Source organism: Mesorhizobium loti (assembly GCA_014189435.1).
Classification (GTDB): Bacteria; Pseudomonadota; Alphaproteobacteria; order Rhizobiales; family Rhizobiaceae; genus Mesorhizobium; species Mesorhizobium loti_G.
Genome location: CP050294.1, coordinates 24,149 through 42,682, shown reverse-complemented (window position 1 = coordinate 42,682; position 18,534 = coordinate 24,149). Strand labels below are relative to the sequence as shown.

The window sequence follows — 18,534 nt, the reverse complement described above, 5'->3', positions numbered from 1 at the left end:
GAGCCGGTATTAGATCAGGTTGGATCGCAAAAAATCATCCCCCATAATTGTCCAAAGCTCTACCACAGCATCTGGTTTTGTTGCAACGGCTGAATAGGGGCGCAGAGAGGCCCTGATGCGAGGTCAATCAGGCGGCGAGGATTTCGAACTGCTCGGCCAGGGACGGATTCGGATTGAAAGGCGTACATCGCCTGTCGCTTGCGCATCATGTGAATCATTTCGATGCCGGTCAGCCCTGACTTTGCTGCGCGCGCCGCGGTCTCGACCGTCTGCCGGGACAGAACGCCCTGAGAGCACACTTCCAGGACATCAGAGCAGAACGGCCCTTGTCAAATACATCCGTCAGGTATCTACTCTTGCGGATCCGGATCGGCTTCAGCCAGCGCCGGGAGCCATCCTGCAAGCGATTTGTGGTGTCGCAGGATCGCCTCCCGATTGGTCTGGCTACCGTCGATGACGACGCGATCAGGTCGGCCATGACGCTCCAGCGCCTTGCGGAGGAAGCGTTTGGCCGACGGCAGGTCGCGCTGCTCGCTGAAATAGAAGTCGACGGTGTCGCCGACACTGTCGATGGCGCGATAGAGATACATCCACTAGCCGCCTTAATGCACGGCGATAAGCTTTTGACGGCCTGAAGCGACGCTGTGGTCGCCGTTGCAGTGCTTTTCCACGCGCCCCGTCAGGCGCCGGGATTGCTCCGTCGTGATGGCAGGCGGGGGTTTGCAGGTTGCGGTCGACGGGTTCGTTTCGGGCGCCTGCGCCCCATCGTTATGTCGCGAGTTGGGGGATGCGATCGAGGACGATGCGCAGGATGCGCTGGTCGGGGCATGATGTCGGCAGGTGCAGGCGGATTTGCGTTTTCATCTCGACCACCCGCGCGGCGATTTTGATGAGGCGCAATCGCAGCGTGTCGAATTGGGCGACGGCAAAGCTCGAGCGTTTCGGCATCGCAGCGCGCAGGCTCCACATCAGCCAATAGGCGCCGGCATGCAGGAAGAGCCGGAACTGGTTGGCCGTCGCTCTTGTGCAGGATGTGCGGTCGGCGGCAAGATGCGTCTTCCAGGACTTGATGTGGTTCTCGGCCGCGCCGCGCCGGCAGTAGAGGTCCTCGTAGAGCGCCTTGGCCTTGCCACTGGCCAGATTGGTGACGATGAAGCGGGTGTCGGCTCCTTGGGCGCCGACCTCGACGCGGGCGATGATGCGCTCGACGCGGCTCCAGCTGGCGGCCCCGTCAACAAACTCCTTGAACCTGCGGACCTTGTTCGTCTTCGACGCTTCAAAGCGCGCCATCGTGCGGGCTTCCAGGTCCGCGACATGCTTGCGCAGCGTCGTGGTGGGCGCCACGCCGAGGATGAAGTCGACATCGTTGGCGCGGCACCAGTCGATGACCTGCGGACTACAATAGTGGCTGTCGGCCCGGATCAGGATCCGTGTGTTCGGCCAATTGCTCCGGATCGCCCGCACCAGGCGGCGCAGATGGGGGCAGATCTCAGCCCCGCTCGGCCGACTGGCCGGTCGCAGGATCGCGCTGACGAACCGGCCCGCACCGTCGAACACTACGATCGGCTGGAAGCCGTATTCGTCGTAATGCGCGTTGAACAGGCGCAATTGCTGGCCGCCATGTACGGCGTCAAAGGAAACATCTCCAGACTGCCCATCACCAGGACCTTCCCGCCTCGGCAACGATCATGCGGGAGGGCCACGCCTTTGAAGGGCGGCCTCTGGCCGTAATCAGCCGCCTCAAACGCCGCGGCGAGCCAACGCTGCTTTTAGAATTGCCGGACGGCAGCCGGACCTACATTCCCGTCGCGTGGACGGATCTCGGGGGCCTGGGGGGTGATTCCACAGCCTCGCCGGCTAATCACTCCAGCATTGGGCGGCTTTCAGACCTTCTGCATCTGCGCTTTCTGACCGACGCTCTTCTTGAACGGCGCGGCGAGTCGCCGCCCGATGACAAGGAGGAGCGACATGCAACTGAAGCTGAGATTCGCCGAGGAAGACCGCAAGCGGCCTCCCGACCCACCCACCTGGGAGACGCTGGACGCCGAGGCGCGGGCGGAGGCGTTGCGCCGGCTCGCCCTCGTGATCGCGCGCATGCTGACAGTGAGGGAGGCCGGTCATGACTGAACACAGCAAAATCGCCGCCGGTCACCAGGCCCGGCTGGCTGTCGTCTACCTGCGCCAGTCGAGCGCCTCACAGGTGGAGAACAACCGTGAATCGACCGAGCGGCAATACGCGCTCTCCGGTCGGGCGCGCGAGCTGGGTTGGCCGGACGAGCGTGTCCTGGTCATCGACGAGGACCTTGGCCTGTCCGGCTCCGGCAGCGTCATGCGCGCCGGCTTTGCGCGGCTGACCAGCGAGGTGGCGCTGGCCCGGGTCGGCATCGTGCTTGGCCTGGAGGTTTCGCGGCTGGCGCGCAACAATGCCGACTGGCACCGGCTGATCGAGTTGGCCGGGCTGACCGATACGCTGATTGGCGATGCCGACGGGATCTACCACCCGGCTCTGTTCAACGATAGGCTTTTGCTCGGGTTGAAAGGCGCCATGAGCGAGGCCGAATTGCACGTCCTGCGCGCCCGCCTCAATGGCGGCATCCGCAACAAGGCAGCGCGCGGTGAATTGCGCCGCGGCCTACCGATCGGCTTCGTCTGGGGCGAGGCGGACGGCGAGATCCTGATCCATCCCGACGAGGCCGTCGCCCATGCCATCCGCACCGTCTTTGCCCGCTTTGCCGAGCTCGGCTCGGCGCGCCGCGTGTGGCTGTGGTTCCGCGAGCAAGCGATGAAGTTCCCGCTGTGGCTTAATGCACGCACCGAGCTGCGCTGGGGCGAGGCCAGCTACCACGCGGTTCACAGCGTGCTTGCCAATCCAGTCTATGCCGGCGCCTATGTCTATGGCAAGTATCGCCGAGAGACGGTGCTCGACGAAACCGGCGCGCGGTGCAAGCGGATACGCAAGCTGCCGATGGAAGACTGGCAAGTGCTGATCAAGGACCACCACCAGGGCTATATCGATTGGCCCACCTTCGAGGCCAATCGAGAGCGCATGGCGGCCAACACCCAACCCCGGACGCACGCCAAGGCGCAGGAACAGGCCGGTGGCGCCGCCAGAGAGGGTGGCGCCCTGCTGCAGGGCATTGCCCGCTGCGGCCACTGCGGGCGACGGCTGCACACCCATTATCGCGGCCGCACCGTGACGCCGGGCTACCATTGTCCCGGCAAGGTGGTCGTCGAGGGCAGAGGCGTCCATTGCCTCAATGTTGGCGGCGGGCAGATCGATGAAGCCGTGGTGGCGGCCTTCCTGGAGGCGCTGGAGCCGGTGCGCCTGACCGCCACGCTCGAAGCGGCCGAGCGGCTGGAGAACGATCGCGACGCAGCACTCAAGCAATGGCGGCTCGACGTGGAGCGCGCCGCCTTCGCCGTCAACCGCGCCGAGCGCCGCTATTGCGCCGTCGATCCCGACAATCGCCTGGTCGCCCGCAGGCTCGAGCAGGAGTGGGAGGAGGCGTTGCGCGCCCTGGAGGCGGCAAAGGCGGAACTGGCGCGGCGCGAGGAGCAGCGTCCGCGCGTCCTGTCGGCCACGGAGCGGGAAAAGCTGCTTGCCCTCGGGGCCGATCTGGCGAGCGTTTGGTACGCGCCCACCACCACGCCGCGTGACCGCAAGGAATTGCTGCGCACGCTCCTCGATGAGGTCACCCTCCATGTCGATCGCGACGAGGCAGCGGCGCTTCTCGTCCTGCGCTGGAAGGGCGACGCTACGAGTCGCCTCACCGTCGCCTTGCCGCGCTCGCGGCCGGCGACGGTTCGTACCGACGAGGACACGCTGGCGCTGCTGCGGCGGCTGGCACCGCATTATCCCGACGCGGTCATTGCCGGCGTCCTCAACCGCCAGGGCCGCCGAACGGCGTACGGCCACCGGTTTGACGCCAACCGCGTCGGCTATCTGCGTAAGCACTGGAAGATTCCCGCCTGCAAGGCCAAGCCACCAGCCGCCGACGGCGACATCGTCACCGTCCGTCAGGCCGCTGCCGCGCTCGGCGTGGCGCCATCGACGCTTCACCGCCATGTCAACGACGGCCTCATCCCGGGCGAACAGGTGACACCCGGTGCGCCATGGCGCATTCGCCTGACCGCCGAACTCAAGGCCCGCTTCCTGGCCACGCCTGGCGAAGGCTTTGAGCCCATCCGCGACGCCATGGAGAACCTCGGCCTGTCGCGCCAGGTCGTGTTGCAGCGAGTAAAACGCGGCGAACTCGAAGCCGTCCATGTCGTGCGTGGACAGAGAAAAGGCCTATGGATCAAGACGATAGACCAAAATCCCAGCCTCTTCGAACAGATACCGTGAACCAGGGGGTATTATGACAATGGATCCAACGTGTCGTCGATGTCGAGCACAATCCGCTTCGGCACCTGCCGGAAGGAGGCGCAGTAAAGGTCGATCATCGCTCGCCCCATGGCGACCAGCTCCCGCACGCCGGGCAGGTTCTCCAGCCTGCACATCGTCGACTGGGAGGCCAGATCCCGACCCGACGGCAGCGCATCCTGGGCCATCTTGAAGACCGGATCGGAGCGCAGCCGGTTGGCGTCATTGCCATCCTCATAGCCGGCGGCGATCATCTTCATGCGAAAGCCGATCATGTCCGCCAGGCTGTGGACGACCTGGTCCGGGCAGCGCGGATCATCGATGCAACGCGCCAGACGGTCGGCCACCCGCAGTCGTTTTTCCACCTCGGCCAGCGCCAGAACGCCACAGTTGGAGGACAACATGCCGCCGTCGAAACGGGCGACGACGGACTTGCCGCCCACTGATGACAAACCGCTCAGCGGCAGGGTAAGATCATTCATGGCGGGTGTGGTCTCCGGGAAATGATTCGGATCGGCTTTAGCAACCAAATCCTACGTCATTTCAACGGTTTGCTCCACATCCGCCAACCCACCAGTAGAGTCGAGGAAGGGCGCGGTGGCTTGGGCCGTGTTGGCATCGCTCCGTTTCCCTTCCCCGCTCATCAAACCGGACGTGTGGATTTCCCGCATCCGGCTTTCCGACTGGTTTCATCGTGAGGCACACGGCGGCGGTCCAATGTGCACGCGTCGAAGACGCAGGACACCAAGTTTTCCGAAGACAATGTCGTCGGAGAAACGCTGTGTGCCGCGTCCCTGCACCTTGTGCCGTTTGCGCAGGAAGGTGCGAACACGGTCATAGACGTGGTTGTCGACCGCTCGATAGGCCGGCAAGCGTGTTCCATAGCCAAAGTAGCCTGACCAGCCGCGCAGAAGCCTGTTCAGCCGGGTGCAGACCACGGGCCACGGCTCTTTGTTACCGTTTACCAAGTGATCGCCAATCTTCGTTTTGATCCGTTGCACGCTCTTCTTGGATGGGCTCGCACCCAGGTACCAATGGCCGTCTTTCCGGTAGCGGTGAGGTCCGAACGTATAGCCAAGGAAGTCGAAAGGCTCCGTGCGGGCATCCTTCACCGAGGTCTTGGCCTCGTTGAGTGTCAGCCCGAGTTTCGTCATCACCGTCCGCGTCCACGCCAGCGCCTCGACCGCGTGCCCGCGGCTGAGGATGACGAAGTCATCGGCATAGGAGATGACATGCGCACGGAACGCCTCGCCGCGTCCGGTGAGCCGCCAATGTTTCAGGAACCGGTTCATGTAGATGACCGAGAGCAGCGGGCTTGCGACCCCACCTTGCGGCGTGCCGCGCGTGCTGCTCTTACCACCGCTCACGTGCCGTTTCCCGTCACCGTCCCGCTCTTCGATCGGCGCTTTCAGCCACAGCTTGATCAGCCGCAGCACGTGCCGGTCGACAATGCGTCGGGCCACCGATTTGAGGAGGTCCGAATGCGGAATCGTGTCGAAGTATTTCGACAAATCGGCGTCTACCACGTCCGTGTGGCCCCGGCAGACAAGCCGGTGCACTTCCTTGATTGCGTCGGTCCCACTGCGTCTGGGCCGATAGCCATAGGCACCATCCTCGAAGTCCGCCTCGAATATCGGTTCCAGCACCAGCTTCGCGGCGGTCTGAACCACCCGGTCCCGAATGGTCGGGATGCCGAGCGGACGTTCGCCGCCCCCCGGCTTCGGGATCATCACCCGTCGCACCGGCTGCGGCCGATAGGTCTTCGAGACAAGTTCCTCGCGCAGGCCCGCCAGCCACCTCTCCGCGCCTTCCGCCTCGATCTTCGCGAAGGTCACATTGTCCACGCCCGGCGAACCCGCATTGGCGCGGGCCAGCGCATAGGCATGGCGCAGCATGTCCTCACGGCAGATCTTGTCGTAGAGCACGTAGAAGCGGAAAGCGGGCTCCGCCTTCGCCTTACGGTACAGCTTCCTCTGAAGGTTCCTGATCTTTTCGGGTGTTTCGAGGCTCATCGCCAATCACCCCCTCCTCACCAACGTCAAAAGCACACCAGAAGTCAGGGCCCTTCCCTCCACCGGCATTACCCGGCTTCAGCGGTATTATGACCCTGTCCGACTCCCACCGGCACCGCCGCCCTGACGGCTGCGTTGAGGCCGCTACCCTCATGCCGAGCGGGTCTCCCCCGTTACCCGTATCACCCTTCCGACGTGCCGTGCCCATTACCCCGGCGGATCGAACGGGTGCACATGTCGATTGCTTCCCCGTTCGCGCGGCCTTCCCCGAAATTCAGGCGGGTCGGCATCCACATCATCACTTTCGAGGCCTGCTCAGGCTTCACTCACGTTACGGCCCATCGGATTGCTCAACCGCCCAAGGCGGCCTTTGTCACGAGGCTTCGACCCGGCCAGTTGCCCGACCGAGCCGCTCGTCAGCTACCAGACCAATCGACTACTATCTGGGTGGAACCTTCCTCCACTGGTGATACGCCCCATCGGGGCGCACTGAATTTTCCGGGCTAGCTGCCGCTAGCAAATAGGTCGGGTTCGACTGTCCAGATTTGAATTTTTCGATGGAGCGAAGCCCGGAAAAACCAGGGATTTCCGCCTCGAGGTAGGGCGCAAGCGCTGCCTGGTCGAGCGCAAGCGCCGACGTGTCGAGCGCGTTCGCGTCGCTCATGCGGTCTCTGGCTGGCGCTCGATCAGCGTCAGCGTCAGCCAGCGCGCGGTCAGCGCCGGCTTCTTCGAGCCCTCGATCTCGATGGTCACGTCATGCGCCGTCTGCACCCAGCCCGACGGCCTGACCTTGACGTCGGCCAGCACGAAGCGGGTGCGGATGCGCGCACCGGTCTTCACTGGCGCCATGAAGCGCAGCGAATCGAAGCCGTGGTTGACGCCCATTTTGCTGTTTTCGAACGGCGGCATGGTCTCGAAGGTCATCGCCGACAACAGCGAAAGCGAGAGGAAACCGTGGGCGATGGTGCCACCGAACGGCGTCTCGCGCATGGCGCGCTCCGGATCGCAATGAATGAACTGGTGGTCGTCGGTGGCGTCGGCGAACCGGTCGATCATGCGCTGAGTAACCGCCCGCCATGGGGAGACGCCGAGTTCCTTGCCGACGCTGGCCAGAAGCACATCGAGACTGATCGGTTCCAAGCTGAAGTTCCTCCACTTCACCCGCCGGCGTTCCGGTCGGACGTATCATTCCTTGAACAGCGTCAGCCCATGCTGCACCGACTGCCCGCCATCGATCGGCAGGATGGCGCCAGTAACATAGCTGCCGGCCCGGCTGCAAATAGAGCGTTGCGCCGGCAATGTCATCCGGTACGCCGATGCGGCCAATCGGAACATGGCCGCCGACATGTTTGGCCGGCGTTGGTGCGCGGATATGAAATCGAACGCATTTCGATCTTTAATGTAGTTGGTTATGCCTGCGTGACTTGACGCCGGATAGACTCCGGGCGTGCCCATGCCAGCATGCGGTTGAGAACGATGCACCCGATGGCAACCTCGGTCTGTTGAGCCGGAAGAGAGCGTGCTCGCAGGCGCCGTCCGATCAGCCCCTTGTATCGTCCGATGGCTGTTTCGCTCAGCGCCCGCTTGCCGTAGCCGGAGGCTGCCTGCCATTTCAGCCGACCGTCGCTTGCGATTGCGGCAATGTGCTTGTCCCTTTGACCAGGCGGTCCGGCATCACCGCTTTCCACCGCCGTGGAACGCGGTGGAATGACGATGTTCGCGGTTGCGCTGTGCTGCAGGATAGACCGATAGGTTGGCTTGCCGTCATAGGCTCCGTCGGCTGTGAACTGGTCGATCTCGCCGTCGATCTGATCGAGCAGCGGTGCCACCTGGGAAGGATCATCCGTGTCCTGATCTGTCAGCCTTTGGGCAATGATCGCGCCACTTTTGGCATCCACTGCCAGATGCAGCTTGCGCCAGTTGCGACGTGATCTGGCGCCATGTTTCTGCTCCAGCCATTGCCCGGCGCCGTAGACTTTCAATCCCGTGCTATCGACAAGCCCATGCAGCGGGCCGTCCGGCTGCGGCGGGTTTCGTCGGGCTGATGGCTCCCACTTCTGTGCCCGACGGCTCAGCGTCGTATGATCTGGAACTGGGACTTTCAGCCCCATGAGATCCAGCAGCGAGTGGAGCAATCCCTCGGTCTGGCGCAGCCGCATTGCGAAGACGCAACCCAGCGTCAGCGCTGTCTCAATGGCGAGATCGGAATACCGGGCTTGGCCGCCGCGGGTCTTGCGTCGCGGAGCGCGCCATCCCGCCAGTGCCTCCGGCGTTACCCATAAGGTCAGGCTACCACGCCGGCGCAGACCTGCTTCGTAGTCACGCCAATTCGTCACCCTGAATTTCATCTTTCCGACGTGATGACGACGATCTGCGTGGTGTTTGTACGGCATGGCACTCAAATCAAGCTGATTTCGATCCTGCCTGCCTATCGCCAAACCGTTGACAAAGGATCCATGCACCAACGCTTATCTGATGCGGATTTGACATTCTGCTTTTCTTTCTTCGTTCCATCGATCGCGGTGTCATCCACGAAATGAAGGTCGGTCGGCGGCTCCGGGCTCGCAACGAACGAGTTTCAAAACTCGTGCCAATTCGGCCGACCCAGCAGAAGAAAAACATTGTGATTGTTGTGATTGCCTTTCAGCGGATTAGCCGAGGCCAGACACGAGCTCAGCGAAATAGGCCTGTGTCGCGGACCCAACAAAGGCGACAGAACAGTGTCGGATAGTACGGTCGTCAAACGCCAGACCGACGACACCTTCTTTATAGCGTTGATGGTGTAGACGCCCGCGACGACCGCAGTGTGTGGCAAAGTGGAGTTGTTTAAACCACCATTGGAGATGGGCATCATGAGCGAAGTTCGTACGATCGGTTTGGATTTAGCCAAGAACGTGTTTCAGGTCCACGGGGCTGACGAAACAGGTGCTGTTGTGTTTCGCAAGCAATTGCGGCGCGGGCAGGTTTTGAAATTCTTTGGTGGCCTGCCACGGTGCCTGGTTGCGATGGAAGCCTGCGGAAGCTCGCATTTCTGGGCGCGTGAGATAGGGCATTTGGGACACGAAGTCCGTATGATCCCACCGGCCTACGTGAAGCCCTTTTTGAAGCGGCAGAAGAACGACATGGCTGATGCTGAGGCGATCTGCGAGGCGGCGCAACGACCAACGATGCGCTTTGTTGCCGTGAAGAGCGAAGAAAGACAAGCCGCAGCAGTGGTGTTGCGCACCCGCGATCTGCTGATCCGGCAGCGCACGCAGATCAATGCGCTGCGCGGCCACCTTGCGGAATTTGGTGAAGTCGTGCCGCAGGGTTTAAGCTTCGCTTCGAAACTGATTGCGATGATTGAGGATCCGCAAACGGCTCTTCCAGAAACTGCGCGGACTGCTCTGCGGTTTCTGACAGCAAGCTTGTCCCAACTGAATGATCAGATTCGCGTGCTGGATGCACAGATTGTGCGCCGGGCTCGTGAAGATGAGACCGCACGCCGGTTGATGACAGTTCCCGGAATTGGCCCATTGATTGCCACCGCACTGGTGGCTCTGGCGCCATCGCCTGAAACCTTCAAACGTGGGCGGGACTTCGCCGCATGGCTTGGGCTTGTGCCGCGACAACATTCGACAGGCGGCAAACAGCGTCTCGGCTCCACGACGAAGATGGGGGATCGATCTCTGCGGCGGCTCCTGATCATAGGGGCCAATAGCGAGCTTGTGTGGCGCGCCCGCCCGCAAGGGTGCAACACCAGGCACGTGGCTGGCCAAGATGCTGGCGCATAAACCACCGATGCTGGTGAGGGTGGCGCTTGCCAACAAGATGGCGCGAATGATCTGGGCTATCATGGCCAAGGGAGGAATATACAGAGCTCCGGTTGCTGCGGTCTAAAGCCAACGTAACCGAGGGGACGTCGCAGCGAGAGAGGTCATCGGAAGTATGGCGCAACGGTCGTGAGACGGGATCAGGAAAACCAGTGTGCACCAAAGTGTCTCAAGAGCACGCGGCGTTGATTTGGACCTGACCTGCGAACACCATAAGGGCCCGCGGCATGTGTGAAAGCCGCATCACAGGCCGGACACATGTCAGCACCCGACAACGCGCAATGCCAACTAAAGATTCCTCTTGCCAAACGGGCGTCTACACATGGTGCACGGATCGTTTATTGATCTGGGTTTAGGGAAGCGGCAACCGCAGTAGCCTTTGTAGCGTAGCCATGACTTTCGAAGGCACAGTAAAGTTATCAGCGGATTGATGCAGCGATAGCTGGCCGGGACGACTGTCACGCTGCGGCGACACACGCGATTTTGTTCCAGATTTGCATGGCGGCGTTACGCAGGTCTCGATGTTGAGCCGATGACAGCGTATTGCGGGGAAGGTGGAACAGGTTGGCAATCGGATCACGGATGGAAACGAACCGCTGAAGCTGGCGTGCCGACTTGAAGCGTTTCACGGTCCTTTCCCGTTGTCGGGTCGGCTGGTGCGAATTTTCCGCTCGATTATTGAGGCCTTTGTGCGACCGGTGTTCGACACCGGGCATGAGGTCGCGCCTGGCGGCATCATAGGACCGGTGCTTGTCGGTGCTCATGACCCGTGCTGTCTGCCCTTGAGCCTTCAGCAACTTGCGCATCAGACGCTTTGCCGGCCTTGGCATTTCGGCGGCTTTGCACCAGCACTTCGAGGACGAAGCCGTCCTGATCGACGGCACGCCAGAGCCACTGCTTCTTGCCATTGATGGCCACCACACATTCGTCGAGATGCCATTTGTCGCCCAGGCAGCTGGCTGACCGTCGCGTGATCTCCCGGGCGAAATGCCGTCCGAATTTCTCCGCCCAGCTTCGAATGGTCTGATGCGTGACGATAATGCCGCGGGCCGCCAGCATGTCCTCAACCATGCGCAGGCTGAGCGGAAAGCGAAAGTAGAGCCATACCGCGTGCGCAATGATCTCGGCGGGAAAGCGGTGGCGACGATAGAGCGGATCACGAGCAACTTCTGACATGCCCCATGTACGCACATCTTCATCAGCCGTCGGTTAACTTTACGGCGCCGTGATGTATGTTGCGTGGTCCGGTCCTGAAGATACCGCGCTCCGGATAGAGCCCTCGACCGATGCCAAGGGGACCACCCATCTGGTTTCCGGGACGATCATGCCGCCTTGGCGTCGGTCAGCGCCCTGTCCAAGGCGTCCTTGATCGGCTTGGTGACGGCGGCCACTCCCTTGGTACACTGAGGGCCTGGAATTCCTTGGCCTGCTCCACATACATTTCGACCCGCTTGCGCCAGAAGCTCGACTGCAGCGCGATAACTTGGGACGGCAACTTGGCGCCAACCAACGCCTGTAGATGCGAGAGGTCTGCCTCGGCATTGGCCCGCAATGCAGCGATCGTCTTCAGCGACAGTTCGGCACCGACCGTTTTTGTGTTTTCGAAGATGGATTCGAGCATTTTCTGGGCGTCCTCAGCACTGGACGCGAATCTGACAGGAACTCCTGTCGACAGCTCGCCCGCCTTTTCGGCGACTACACGCATCTGGTCGACGGCTTTGGCAAGGTCTAATGCCGGGAAGTGGATGGTTTCGACGTCGTGATCTTCGGTCTTGGTCATTTCGTTGTCCTTCAGGTCGACGATCTCTCTGAGGTGCGCATGCTCTTTTTTGCATTGCACGAGGGCTCCTTTTGCCGTGGGCAAGCCAGCACCTAGTTTTCGTTCGCTAACCGGTATCTTCTCTACCGTGTGCCACTAAGGCGGCAATGCAACACGCATCTTCCGTTTGAAAAGTGCAAAAGGACATCTGGACTGTAGCACAGTATATGATCGTACAAATAATTTGATGTGTTAATATTATGATAAATGGTGGCGCGCGCCCTTTACAATTTCGACGCATTTATGCTTTTCCCGTAGCGGAGAGCGATCCCGGCATTGTTGTGTTTTGCGACGCCTTTACCCGGTAATTTAATGGGTCGGCCCTGAATAACGGCTAAGGCGTTGATATTCCGAACGCGTGAAGACGGGTGAAAGCATCCGATTTCGCCGTTTTCGGCTGGAGTGCTTGCAGGCACCAGGCAAGCCAAAGAGCGAGAACCGTGAGGATCAGGCGCAGATTGTGGCCTGCGGCGACGAGCAGCGCATTGATCGCATCGCCATCATGGCCGAGTAGGAAGTTGCGGTCCAGTCGGCCGTCGGTCTTCATGTGACCGATGGTGGCCTCGATGGCCGATCGTCGTTTCAGTTCCCGACGCATGGTGGCCGTCAGGCCACGCTTGCGGCCGGCGATCATCACCGATCCCGAGCCGGCATAGTCGTGGCCGCGATAGCCCTTGTCGACGTAGATGCGGTCCGGATCGACGCCGCCGATCTCCACCGCCTGATCGACCGTTGCTGCAAGCGTGTGGCCATCATACGGATTACCCTCGAACGCCTTGGCCGCCAGCACGAGGCCCTCGCGATTGGTTGCCGCGATCCCGACCTTGCAGCCGACTTCGTAAGGGTTGCGGGCTTTGCCCTTCGAGAGGCAGACCACCTCGGGCGCGTGCAGGGAGTAGATCTTGTTCCTGTCCTTCGGCTTCTGCGCCAAGAGCCGCTCGACGAGCCCGAGCAACCGGGCAAATCTGGCCTCGAGTCCGGCATTGCCGGCGATCTTGCGGCCGACGTCGCGGAACACCCGGCCGAGATAGGTGCGAAGGCGCTTGAGTTCGCGACGCATCCGGCGGAACTGCCGGGCATGCGCATAGCGACCTGCCCGCACTGCCGCTGCCTTGGCCAGCCGCGTGTGGCTCTGCCTGAGCTCGATGCCGCACCGCTTGGCCTGACGCACCAGGATCTGGATTGCCTTGAGGTAGAGCCGGCTGTCGGTGGGGTGGGCGATCGCCTTCGGCTGCACCGTCGTGTCGACGGTGATCCGCTCCAGCGAACCGGGCTTCGCAGTCCCCGTATCGAGTGCGACGTCGACGTTTGCCTTCAGCATTTCCTCCAGCCCCTCGGACCCGATCCGCTTGCGCCAGCGCGTCATCGTGCTGGCATCGATCGGCGGCTCGTGCTGGAAGAACTCGAAGCCGCAGAACAATTGCCAGTACGGGTTCTCAACCCAACGCTCCACCACTTCTTCGTCGGACAGGTCGTGGACGTGCTTGAGGTAATGCAGACCGACCATCAGCCGCGTCGGCTTGGCCGGCCTGCCGACCGGGCGATAAAACCCGCCAAACGCTTCGTCAAAGCGCGACCACGGCATCAATGCCGACAACCGGACCAGCGGATGGCGCGGATTGATGATGGCATCGAGGCGCTCGCGGAACAAATCATTCTTACCGGACGACGGACGGGCTGGAAGCATTGCAAAAACACCGGGAAACGACGGGATCGAAGGTGGTTTCCGGCATTCTCCAATACTTCACACCCGATGGGAATCCCTGCAACGCAAGGGATCCAAGAGTTTTTCAGGGCGAACTCTTTACTGAGTTAATGTGACATCCCCTCAAAACGCTCCCAGAACTAAAAATCTGCCAAAGTAGTGCTAGTCTAGCGTTGTTAAAAGCGAGTGGGCACTGAATACCTGCTAACCGCTGTTGCTTCGTACGCATCTCACGAAGGCCGCGTGGAGCAACCCGGCATGGCGCAGCAGCGCAACAGCTATGATTGCGGCGTCTATGTGGTGGATGGCGCCCGGGAACTGGTGCAAAACCGATTGAGGCACTGATGCCGGTTTTGTCGCAAGCTCCTGGAAGAGCGCACAAACGGCTGTCGCAAAGTCCCCGAGAACGAATCCCCGCTTCGGAATTTTGTGGACACCTATGCCGGTTTGATCGCGCTGCAGAGAGACGCGGCCCATGGCGAAATGGAAAGCCGTGGCCATGGTCTGCTGACATCAGCGGCCGCCAGGTCTCAACGGGTTCATATGCAGACAGCGTGACATCGCCCTATTTCACCTTTTTTACCGCCCCTTAAGTCCCTCGCCCGCATGCTTGTCGATGCCATTGAACTCATAGCCATCGGCCAAGGATTTTGGACAATATGTTTCCTGTCGCAGCGGAAACCGTGAGAGTCGCTGTAGGCCTAACGTTAAGGGGCTGGGAGGAGAGCGGTTTGATCGGACGAAATGTGTACGGGAGTACCGAGTCATGAAGCCACGAGGTAATCTGGTCCGACTTAAGCAATTTCAGGTGAATGAGAAGCGGCGACAGCTGCAGCAGCTAGAGCATTTTCCGTGAACGCCGAGTCACATTTGGGATTCACGCGGTGGCGGAAGTCTGTTTCATTTTCCCTGTGATTTGCAGGGAGATGACGATGACACGCAGCTTGAGTGCGGACCTTCGCGGTCGGGTGATTTTGGCTATATCGGAGGGTGTTTCGACGCGGGAGGCAGCACGCCGGTTCCGGATCGGGATTGCTACGGCGGGGAACTGGTATCGCCGCTATCGCGAGACGGGTGAGATGGCGGCACGCAAGCAGGGCCAACCGTCGCGCTCGAAGCTTGATCCTCACGAAGCCTTCATCCTCGGCCTGATCGAGGAGACGCCCGACATCACTCTGGCGGAGATTGCCGAGAGGCTGGCGGCCGGGCATGGCGTGCGCGTGGTTCCTTCGACGATCTGGATGTTTCTCGACAGGCGCTGCGTCACGTTTAAAAAAAGACGGCGCATGCCAGCGAACAACAGCGCCCCGACGTCAAGGCGCGCCGTTGCGCCTGGTTCGACGGCCAGCTCGATCTCGACCCCGAGAAGCTGATCTTCATTGATGAGACTGCGGCCTCCACCAAGATGGCGCGGCTGCGCGGGCGGGCCAAATGTGGCGAACGCTGCCGTGCGCCGGTTCCTCATGGTCATTGGAAGACCACGACCTTCACCGCTGGACTGCGGCTGAACGGCCTGACCGCACCGATGCTGCTCGACGGGCCGATGAACGGCGCCGCCTTCCTGGCCTATGCCGAACAGGTGCTCGCGCCTGAACTTTCTCCCGGCGACATCGTCGTCATGGACAACCTGCCGGCTCACAAGATCACCGGCGTTCGCGAGGCCATCCAAAGGACCGGCGCACGGCTTCTGTTGCTGCCGCCATATTCGCCCGACTTCAATCCCATCGAGATGGCGTTCTCGAAGCTCAAAGCCCTACTCAGAAAAGCAGCCGCCCGCTCCATCGATCAACTCTGGTCCGTCATCGCCGACTGCCTCGACGCCTTCAAACCCGCCGAATGCCGAAACTACTTCGAGGCAGCCGGGTATGACCCGGAGTAAGTCGAATCTGCTCTAGACATGATGATTGCCGATTTCGAACGCATGGCGCGAGAACTGGACTTCCAGATCAACGCCGAGGAAACGAAGGCTGGCATCTCCGATATCAATCATTTCGCTTACCCGACGTTCGCCAAGGCCGCCCGCCTGCGTCGTGACAACCTCAAGAGTTCGCAATCGGACCTTCTGCGGCAGAGAACCGCAGCCGAGCCATCTCTCGCCGAGGCTGAAGCAGAGCTCTCCAAGGCGCAAATGCTAGAATCGCGCAGCGGCAGAGGCCACGACCTCGAACCCGGCAACCGAAGCGCCATGATCGGCTGAGCCGGACGGCTTTAGCGCGCCTCAATTCGCGACACCAGACTGACCGTTGGCGCACGAGGAGGAGTGCGGGCACTGTAAAATTATCAGCGGCTTGATGCAGCGATAGCTGGCGGGGACGGCTGTCGTGCCGCGGCGACACACGCGATTTGTTCCAGATTTGCATGGCGGCGTTACGCAGGTGTCGTTTTCCATTTAATTCTGTCGGGTTTACGACGATGCGGGAGATCGGACACAGATGGGGCGGCTCACCACGTTGTAATTGAAGGTTTTATTCCTTTGGCACGGTTGGTGCTGCGGATGATCCGCAAGCATGCACGCCACCGATACGATGAGAGGTGAGCGTCAACGGTCCACTCAGTCGTGACGGAGTGCCAGCCGCGCGGGCGGACGCCGACCATCCCGATAGTCATCGATCCGGTCTGCGTAGAACAGTAAGCAGGATGAGAGCGAGATCAGCATGAACTCGAATTTGAAATGTTTGGCCCAAGCAACTGCCATCGCCTTGCTCTGGAAGGTCAGCGCTACGTCGGCGCACGAAGGTATGTGGATGCCGGGCCAGATTGCGGACGTGGGCGCGGCCATGCGCGTGGATGGGCTCCAGATCGATCCCGCCCTGTTGCGCCGTCTGGACACTGGCCCGCTCAACGCGATCGTATCACTGGGCGGATGCTCCGCCTCCTTCGTCAGTCCACAAGGGCTGGTCGCAACCAATCATCACTGCGTGTTCGGATCTATCCAGTACAACAGCAAGGAGGGACAGGACTATCTCACAAACGGCTTTCTGGCGAAGAGCCTGGGTGAAGAATTGCCCGCGGCGCCTGGCAGCCGCATCTATGTGATCGAGGATATGCGGGATGTGACCGCCGACATGCTCAAGGGCGTTTCGGACAAGCTGAACGGCTTTGCCCGCTATGAGCGGCTCGACACGAACCGCAAGGCGCTCATCGCTGCATGTGAAGCACAGCCCAATCGCCGCTGCGACGTGGAGGGCTATTATGGCGGCGACTCCTACTATCTCGAGCAGAAGCTCGAAATTCAGGACGTGCGCCTCGCCTATGCGCCCGCGCTCGGCATCGGTAACTTCGGCGGCGAAACGGACAATTGGATGTGGCCGCGCCACACAGGCGACTTCGGCTTTTATCGCGCCTATGTCGCTCCTGATGGTTCCTCCCGGCCTTATGCGCGCGACAATGTGCCCTACCGGCCGAAGAGCTGGCTGCGCATCGCCCATGAAGGTGTTCAAGAAGGCGATTTCGTGATGGTCGCCGGCTTTCCGGGGACGACCAATCGGTTGCGCACCGCTGGCGAAGTCCAGTTCAACTTCGCGGACTACGAACCGCTGCTGCAGCGTTTGTTGTCGGACTATGCCGCCCAGATCAAGCGAGCCACGGCAGGCAATCGTGACGCGCAGATCCGCTACGCCGCCATCCTGCAAGGCGCGGAAAACTACGAGAAGAAACTAGCGGGCGATCTCGCCGGCGCCGATGCGATTGGGCTCGATGCTCGCAAGGCCAACGAGGAGAAAGCTTATCGCGACTGGGTCGCTGACGATCCCGCGCGGCAGGCGCGCTATGACACAGCAATCCGCGAACTGGACGCCATGGTGGCCGAGAATAGCCGGGCCTCACTCAAGGGGCTGCGGCAGGCGCTGCTGGACCGCGCGCAAATCCTCTCATCCGCGCGCACTCTCTATCGCTGGGCGAAGGAGCACGAGAAGCCCGATGAAGACCGTGAAAGCGGCTTTCAGGATCGTGACCTTAACGAGACCGTCGATCAACTGACGCAGATAGAACTCCGTTATCTGCCCGACATCGATCGCAAGCTCTTCGAGGCCGCGCTCGATGAATATCGTCGGCTGGACGCAAAGGATCGCGATACTGCGTTCGAGACCGCTCTGGACCAAATCGGCCTTGACCGACTCTATGCGGACACCAAACTCGCCGACACGGCCACGCGGCTCGGCTGGCTCGGTAAGCCGGCTACTGCCTTCGAGGCGTCGGATGATCCTTTCATCAAGCTGGCGGTCGCGCTCTATCCCGGCGACATAGCTGCGGAGGTCGCGAAGAAGGACCGCGCCGGCCGTACGCAGGCGCCCCGCGCGACCTATATGCAGGGTCTGCGTGTCTATCGGCAGGCAATCGGCCAGCCAGTGTATCCCGACGCGAATGGATCGCTGCGCATCACTTGGGGCAAGGTGGCAGGGCGAACGCGCGATGGGCAGATCTGGACGCCCTTCACCACGGCCGAGGGACTTCTGGCCAAGCACACTGGCAGGGGCGAGTTCGATGCGCCGGATGCCGTGGTTGCCGCGATTCGGGCCAAGGACTATGGCCCATATGTCGCGCCGGCGCTGGGCACGTTGCCGGTCGACTTCATGTCCACGGTTGACATCACCAACGGCAACAGTGGCTCGGCGACGCTGAACGGGCGTGGCGAGTTCGTGGGTCTCGTGTTCGACGGCACGCTCGAGGGCGTGATCTCGGACTGGGCCCCCGACGCGGACCGCAATCGCAGCATCCATGTCGACAGTCGCTTCATGATCTGGACCATGGACAAGATCGACGGCGCGGGCCGGTTGCTCAAGGAAATGGGAGTGCGGCCGGCGCCGCGCTCCTGAGCGGATAGA

At 61.4% G+C, this 18,534-nt stretch carries 9 protein-coding genes and 9 pseudogenes; 7 read left to right on the top strand and 11 right to left on the bottom strand.

The window, feature by feature from the left end:
* Nucleotides 1-127 precede the first annotated feature (127 nt).
* Both HB777_34980 and HB777_34975 read right to left on the bottom strand, forming a co-directional pair.
* Nucleotides 128-593, bottom strand: a pseudogene (locus tag HB777_34980) (IS6 family transposase).
* 175 nt (nucleotides 594-768) lie between these two features.
* A pseudogene (locus tag HB777_34975) lies at nucleotides 769-1,638 on the bottom strand (IS1380 family transposase).
* Between the two features lie 330 nt (nucleotides 1,639-1,968).
* Between HB777_34975 and HB777_34970 the strand changes: the two are divergent.
* Together HB777_34970 and HB777_34965 are read left to right on the top strand one after the other, a co-directional pair.
* Entirely contained in the window at nucleotides 1,969-2,127 is a 159-nt protein-coding gene (locus tag HB777_34970; GenBank protein ID QND69038.1) for a hypothetical protein, read from the top strand.
* Nucleotides 2,120-4,345: a recombinase family protein gene (locus tag HB777_34965; protein ID QND69037.1), complete on the top strand. Its 2,226-nt coding sequence runs from the start codon at nucleotides 2,120-2,122 to the stop codon at nucleotides 4,343-4,345. Before HB777_34970 ends, HB777_34965 begins: the two co-directional genes overlap by 8 nt.
* A 23-nt stretch (nucleotides 4,346-4,368) precedes the next feature.
* Here HB777_34965 and HB777_34960 read toward each other — a convergent pair.
* The 6 genes and pseudogenes from HB777_34960 to HB777_34935 form a co-directional block, all read right to left on the bottom strand.
* Nucleotides 4,369-4,845, bottom strand: a pseudogene (locus HB777_34960) (IS1380 family transposase).
* Between the two features lie 207 nt (nucleotides 4,846-5,052).
* Nucleotides 5,053-6,381, bottom strand: a complete 1,329-nt coding sequence (gene ltrA, locus HB777_34955) for a group II intron reverse transcriptase/maturase (protein ID QND69036.1) — start codon at nucleotides 6,379-6,381, stop codon at nucleotides 5,053-5,055.
* A gap of 496 nt (nucleotides 6,382-6,877) precedes the next feature.
* A pseudogene (locus tag HB777_34950) lies at nucleotides 6,878-7,039 on the bottom strand (phosphotransferase family protein).
* Nucleotides 7,036-7,515, bottom strand: a complete 480-nt coding sequence (locus HB777_34945; protein QND69035.1) for a MaoC family dehydratase — start codon at nucleotides 7,513-7,515, stop codon at nucleotides 7,036-7,038. Before HB777_34945 ends, HB777_34950 begins: the two are co-directional and overlap by 4 nt.
* Before the next feature lie 45 nt (nucleotides 7,516-7,560).
* Nucleotides 7,561-7,729: pseudogene (locus HB777_34940) on the bottom strand (SDR family oxidoreductase).
* A 55-nt stretch (nucleotides 7,730-7,784) separates the two neighbouring features.
* Nucleotides 7,785-8,768 carry an IS5 family transposase gene (locus HB777_34935; GenBank protein ID QND69034.1) on the bottom strand — a complete coding sequence of 328 codons (984 nt, stop codon included), beginning with the start codon at nucleotides 8,766-8,768 and terminating at the stop codon, nucleotides 7,785-7,787.
* 459 nt (nucleotides 8,769-9,227) lie between these two features.
* Here HB777_34935 and HB777_34930 point away from each other — a divergent pair.
* Nucleotides 9,228-10,254: pseudogene (locus HB777_34930) on the top strand (IS110 family transposase).
* A 391-nt stretch (nucleotides 10,255-10,645) separates the two neighbouring features.
* On the opposite strand, the pseudogene HB777_34925 reads toward HB777_34930, so the two are convergent.
* The 3 genes and pseudogenes from HB777_34925 to HB777_34915 all read right to left on the bottom strand — a co-directional run bounded on the left by HB777_34925 (nucleotide 10,646) and on the right by HB777_34915 (nucleotide 13,693).
* Nucleotides 10,646-11,363 (bottom strand): annotated as a pseudogene (locus HB777_34925) (IS6 family transposase).
* Between the two features lie 146 nt (nucleotides 11,364-11,509).
* A pseudogene (locus tag HB777_34920) lies at nucleotides 11,510-11,967 on the bottom strand (phasin).
* A 373-nt stretch (nucleotides 11,968-12,340) separates the two neighbouring features.
* Nucleotides 12,341-13,693 carry an IS5 family transposase gene (locus tag HB777_34915; protein QND69033.1) on the bottom strand — a complete coding sequence of 451 codons (1,353 nt, stop codon included), beginning with the start codon at nucleotides 13,691-13,693 and terminating at the stop codon, nucleotides 12,341-12,343.
* 261 nt (nucleotides 13,694-13,954) lie between these two features.
* Between HB777_34915 and HB777_34910 the strand changes: the two genes are divergently transcribed.
* From HB777_34910 to HB777_34895, 4 genes and pseudogenes are all read left to right on the top strand, one after another.
* The gene (locus HB777_34910) at nucleotides 13,955-14,056 is read left to right on the top strand and encodes a hypothetical protein (GenBank protein ID QND69032.1); all 102 of its coding nucleotides are present in this window, start codon (nucleotides 13,955-13,957) and stop codon (nucleotides 14,054-14,056) included.
* Between the two features lie 587 nt (nucleotides 14,057-14,643).
* A pseudogene (locus HB777_34905) lies at nucleotides 14,644-15,590 on the top strand (IS630 family transposase).
* Between the two features lie 18 nt (nucleotides 15,591-15,608).
* Nucleotides 15,609-15,908: a flagellar export protein FliJ gene (locus HB777_34900; GenBank protein QND69031.1), complete on the top strand. Its 300-nt coding sequence runs from the start codon at nucleotides 15,609-15,611 to the stop codon at nucleotides 15,906-15,908.
* A 457-nt stretch (nucleotides 15,909-16,365) separates the two neighbouring features.
* Nucleotides 16,366-18,525, top strand: a complete 2,160-nt coding sequence (locus HB777_34895) for a S46 family peptidase (protein ID QND69030.1) — start codon at nucleotides 16,366-16,368, stop codon at nucleotides 18,523-18,525.
* The last annotated feature ends 9 nt before the right edge of the window (nucleotides 18,526-18,534 follow it).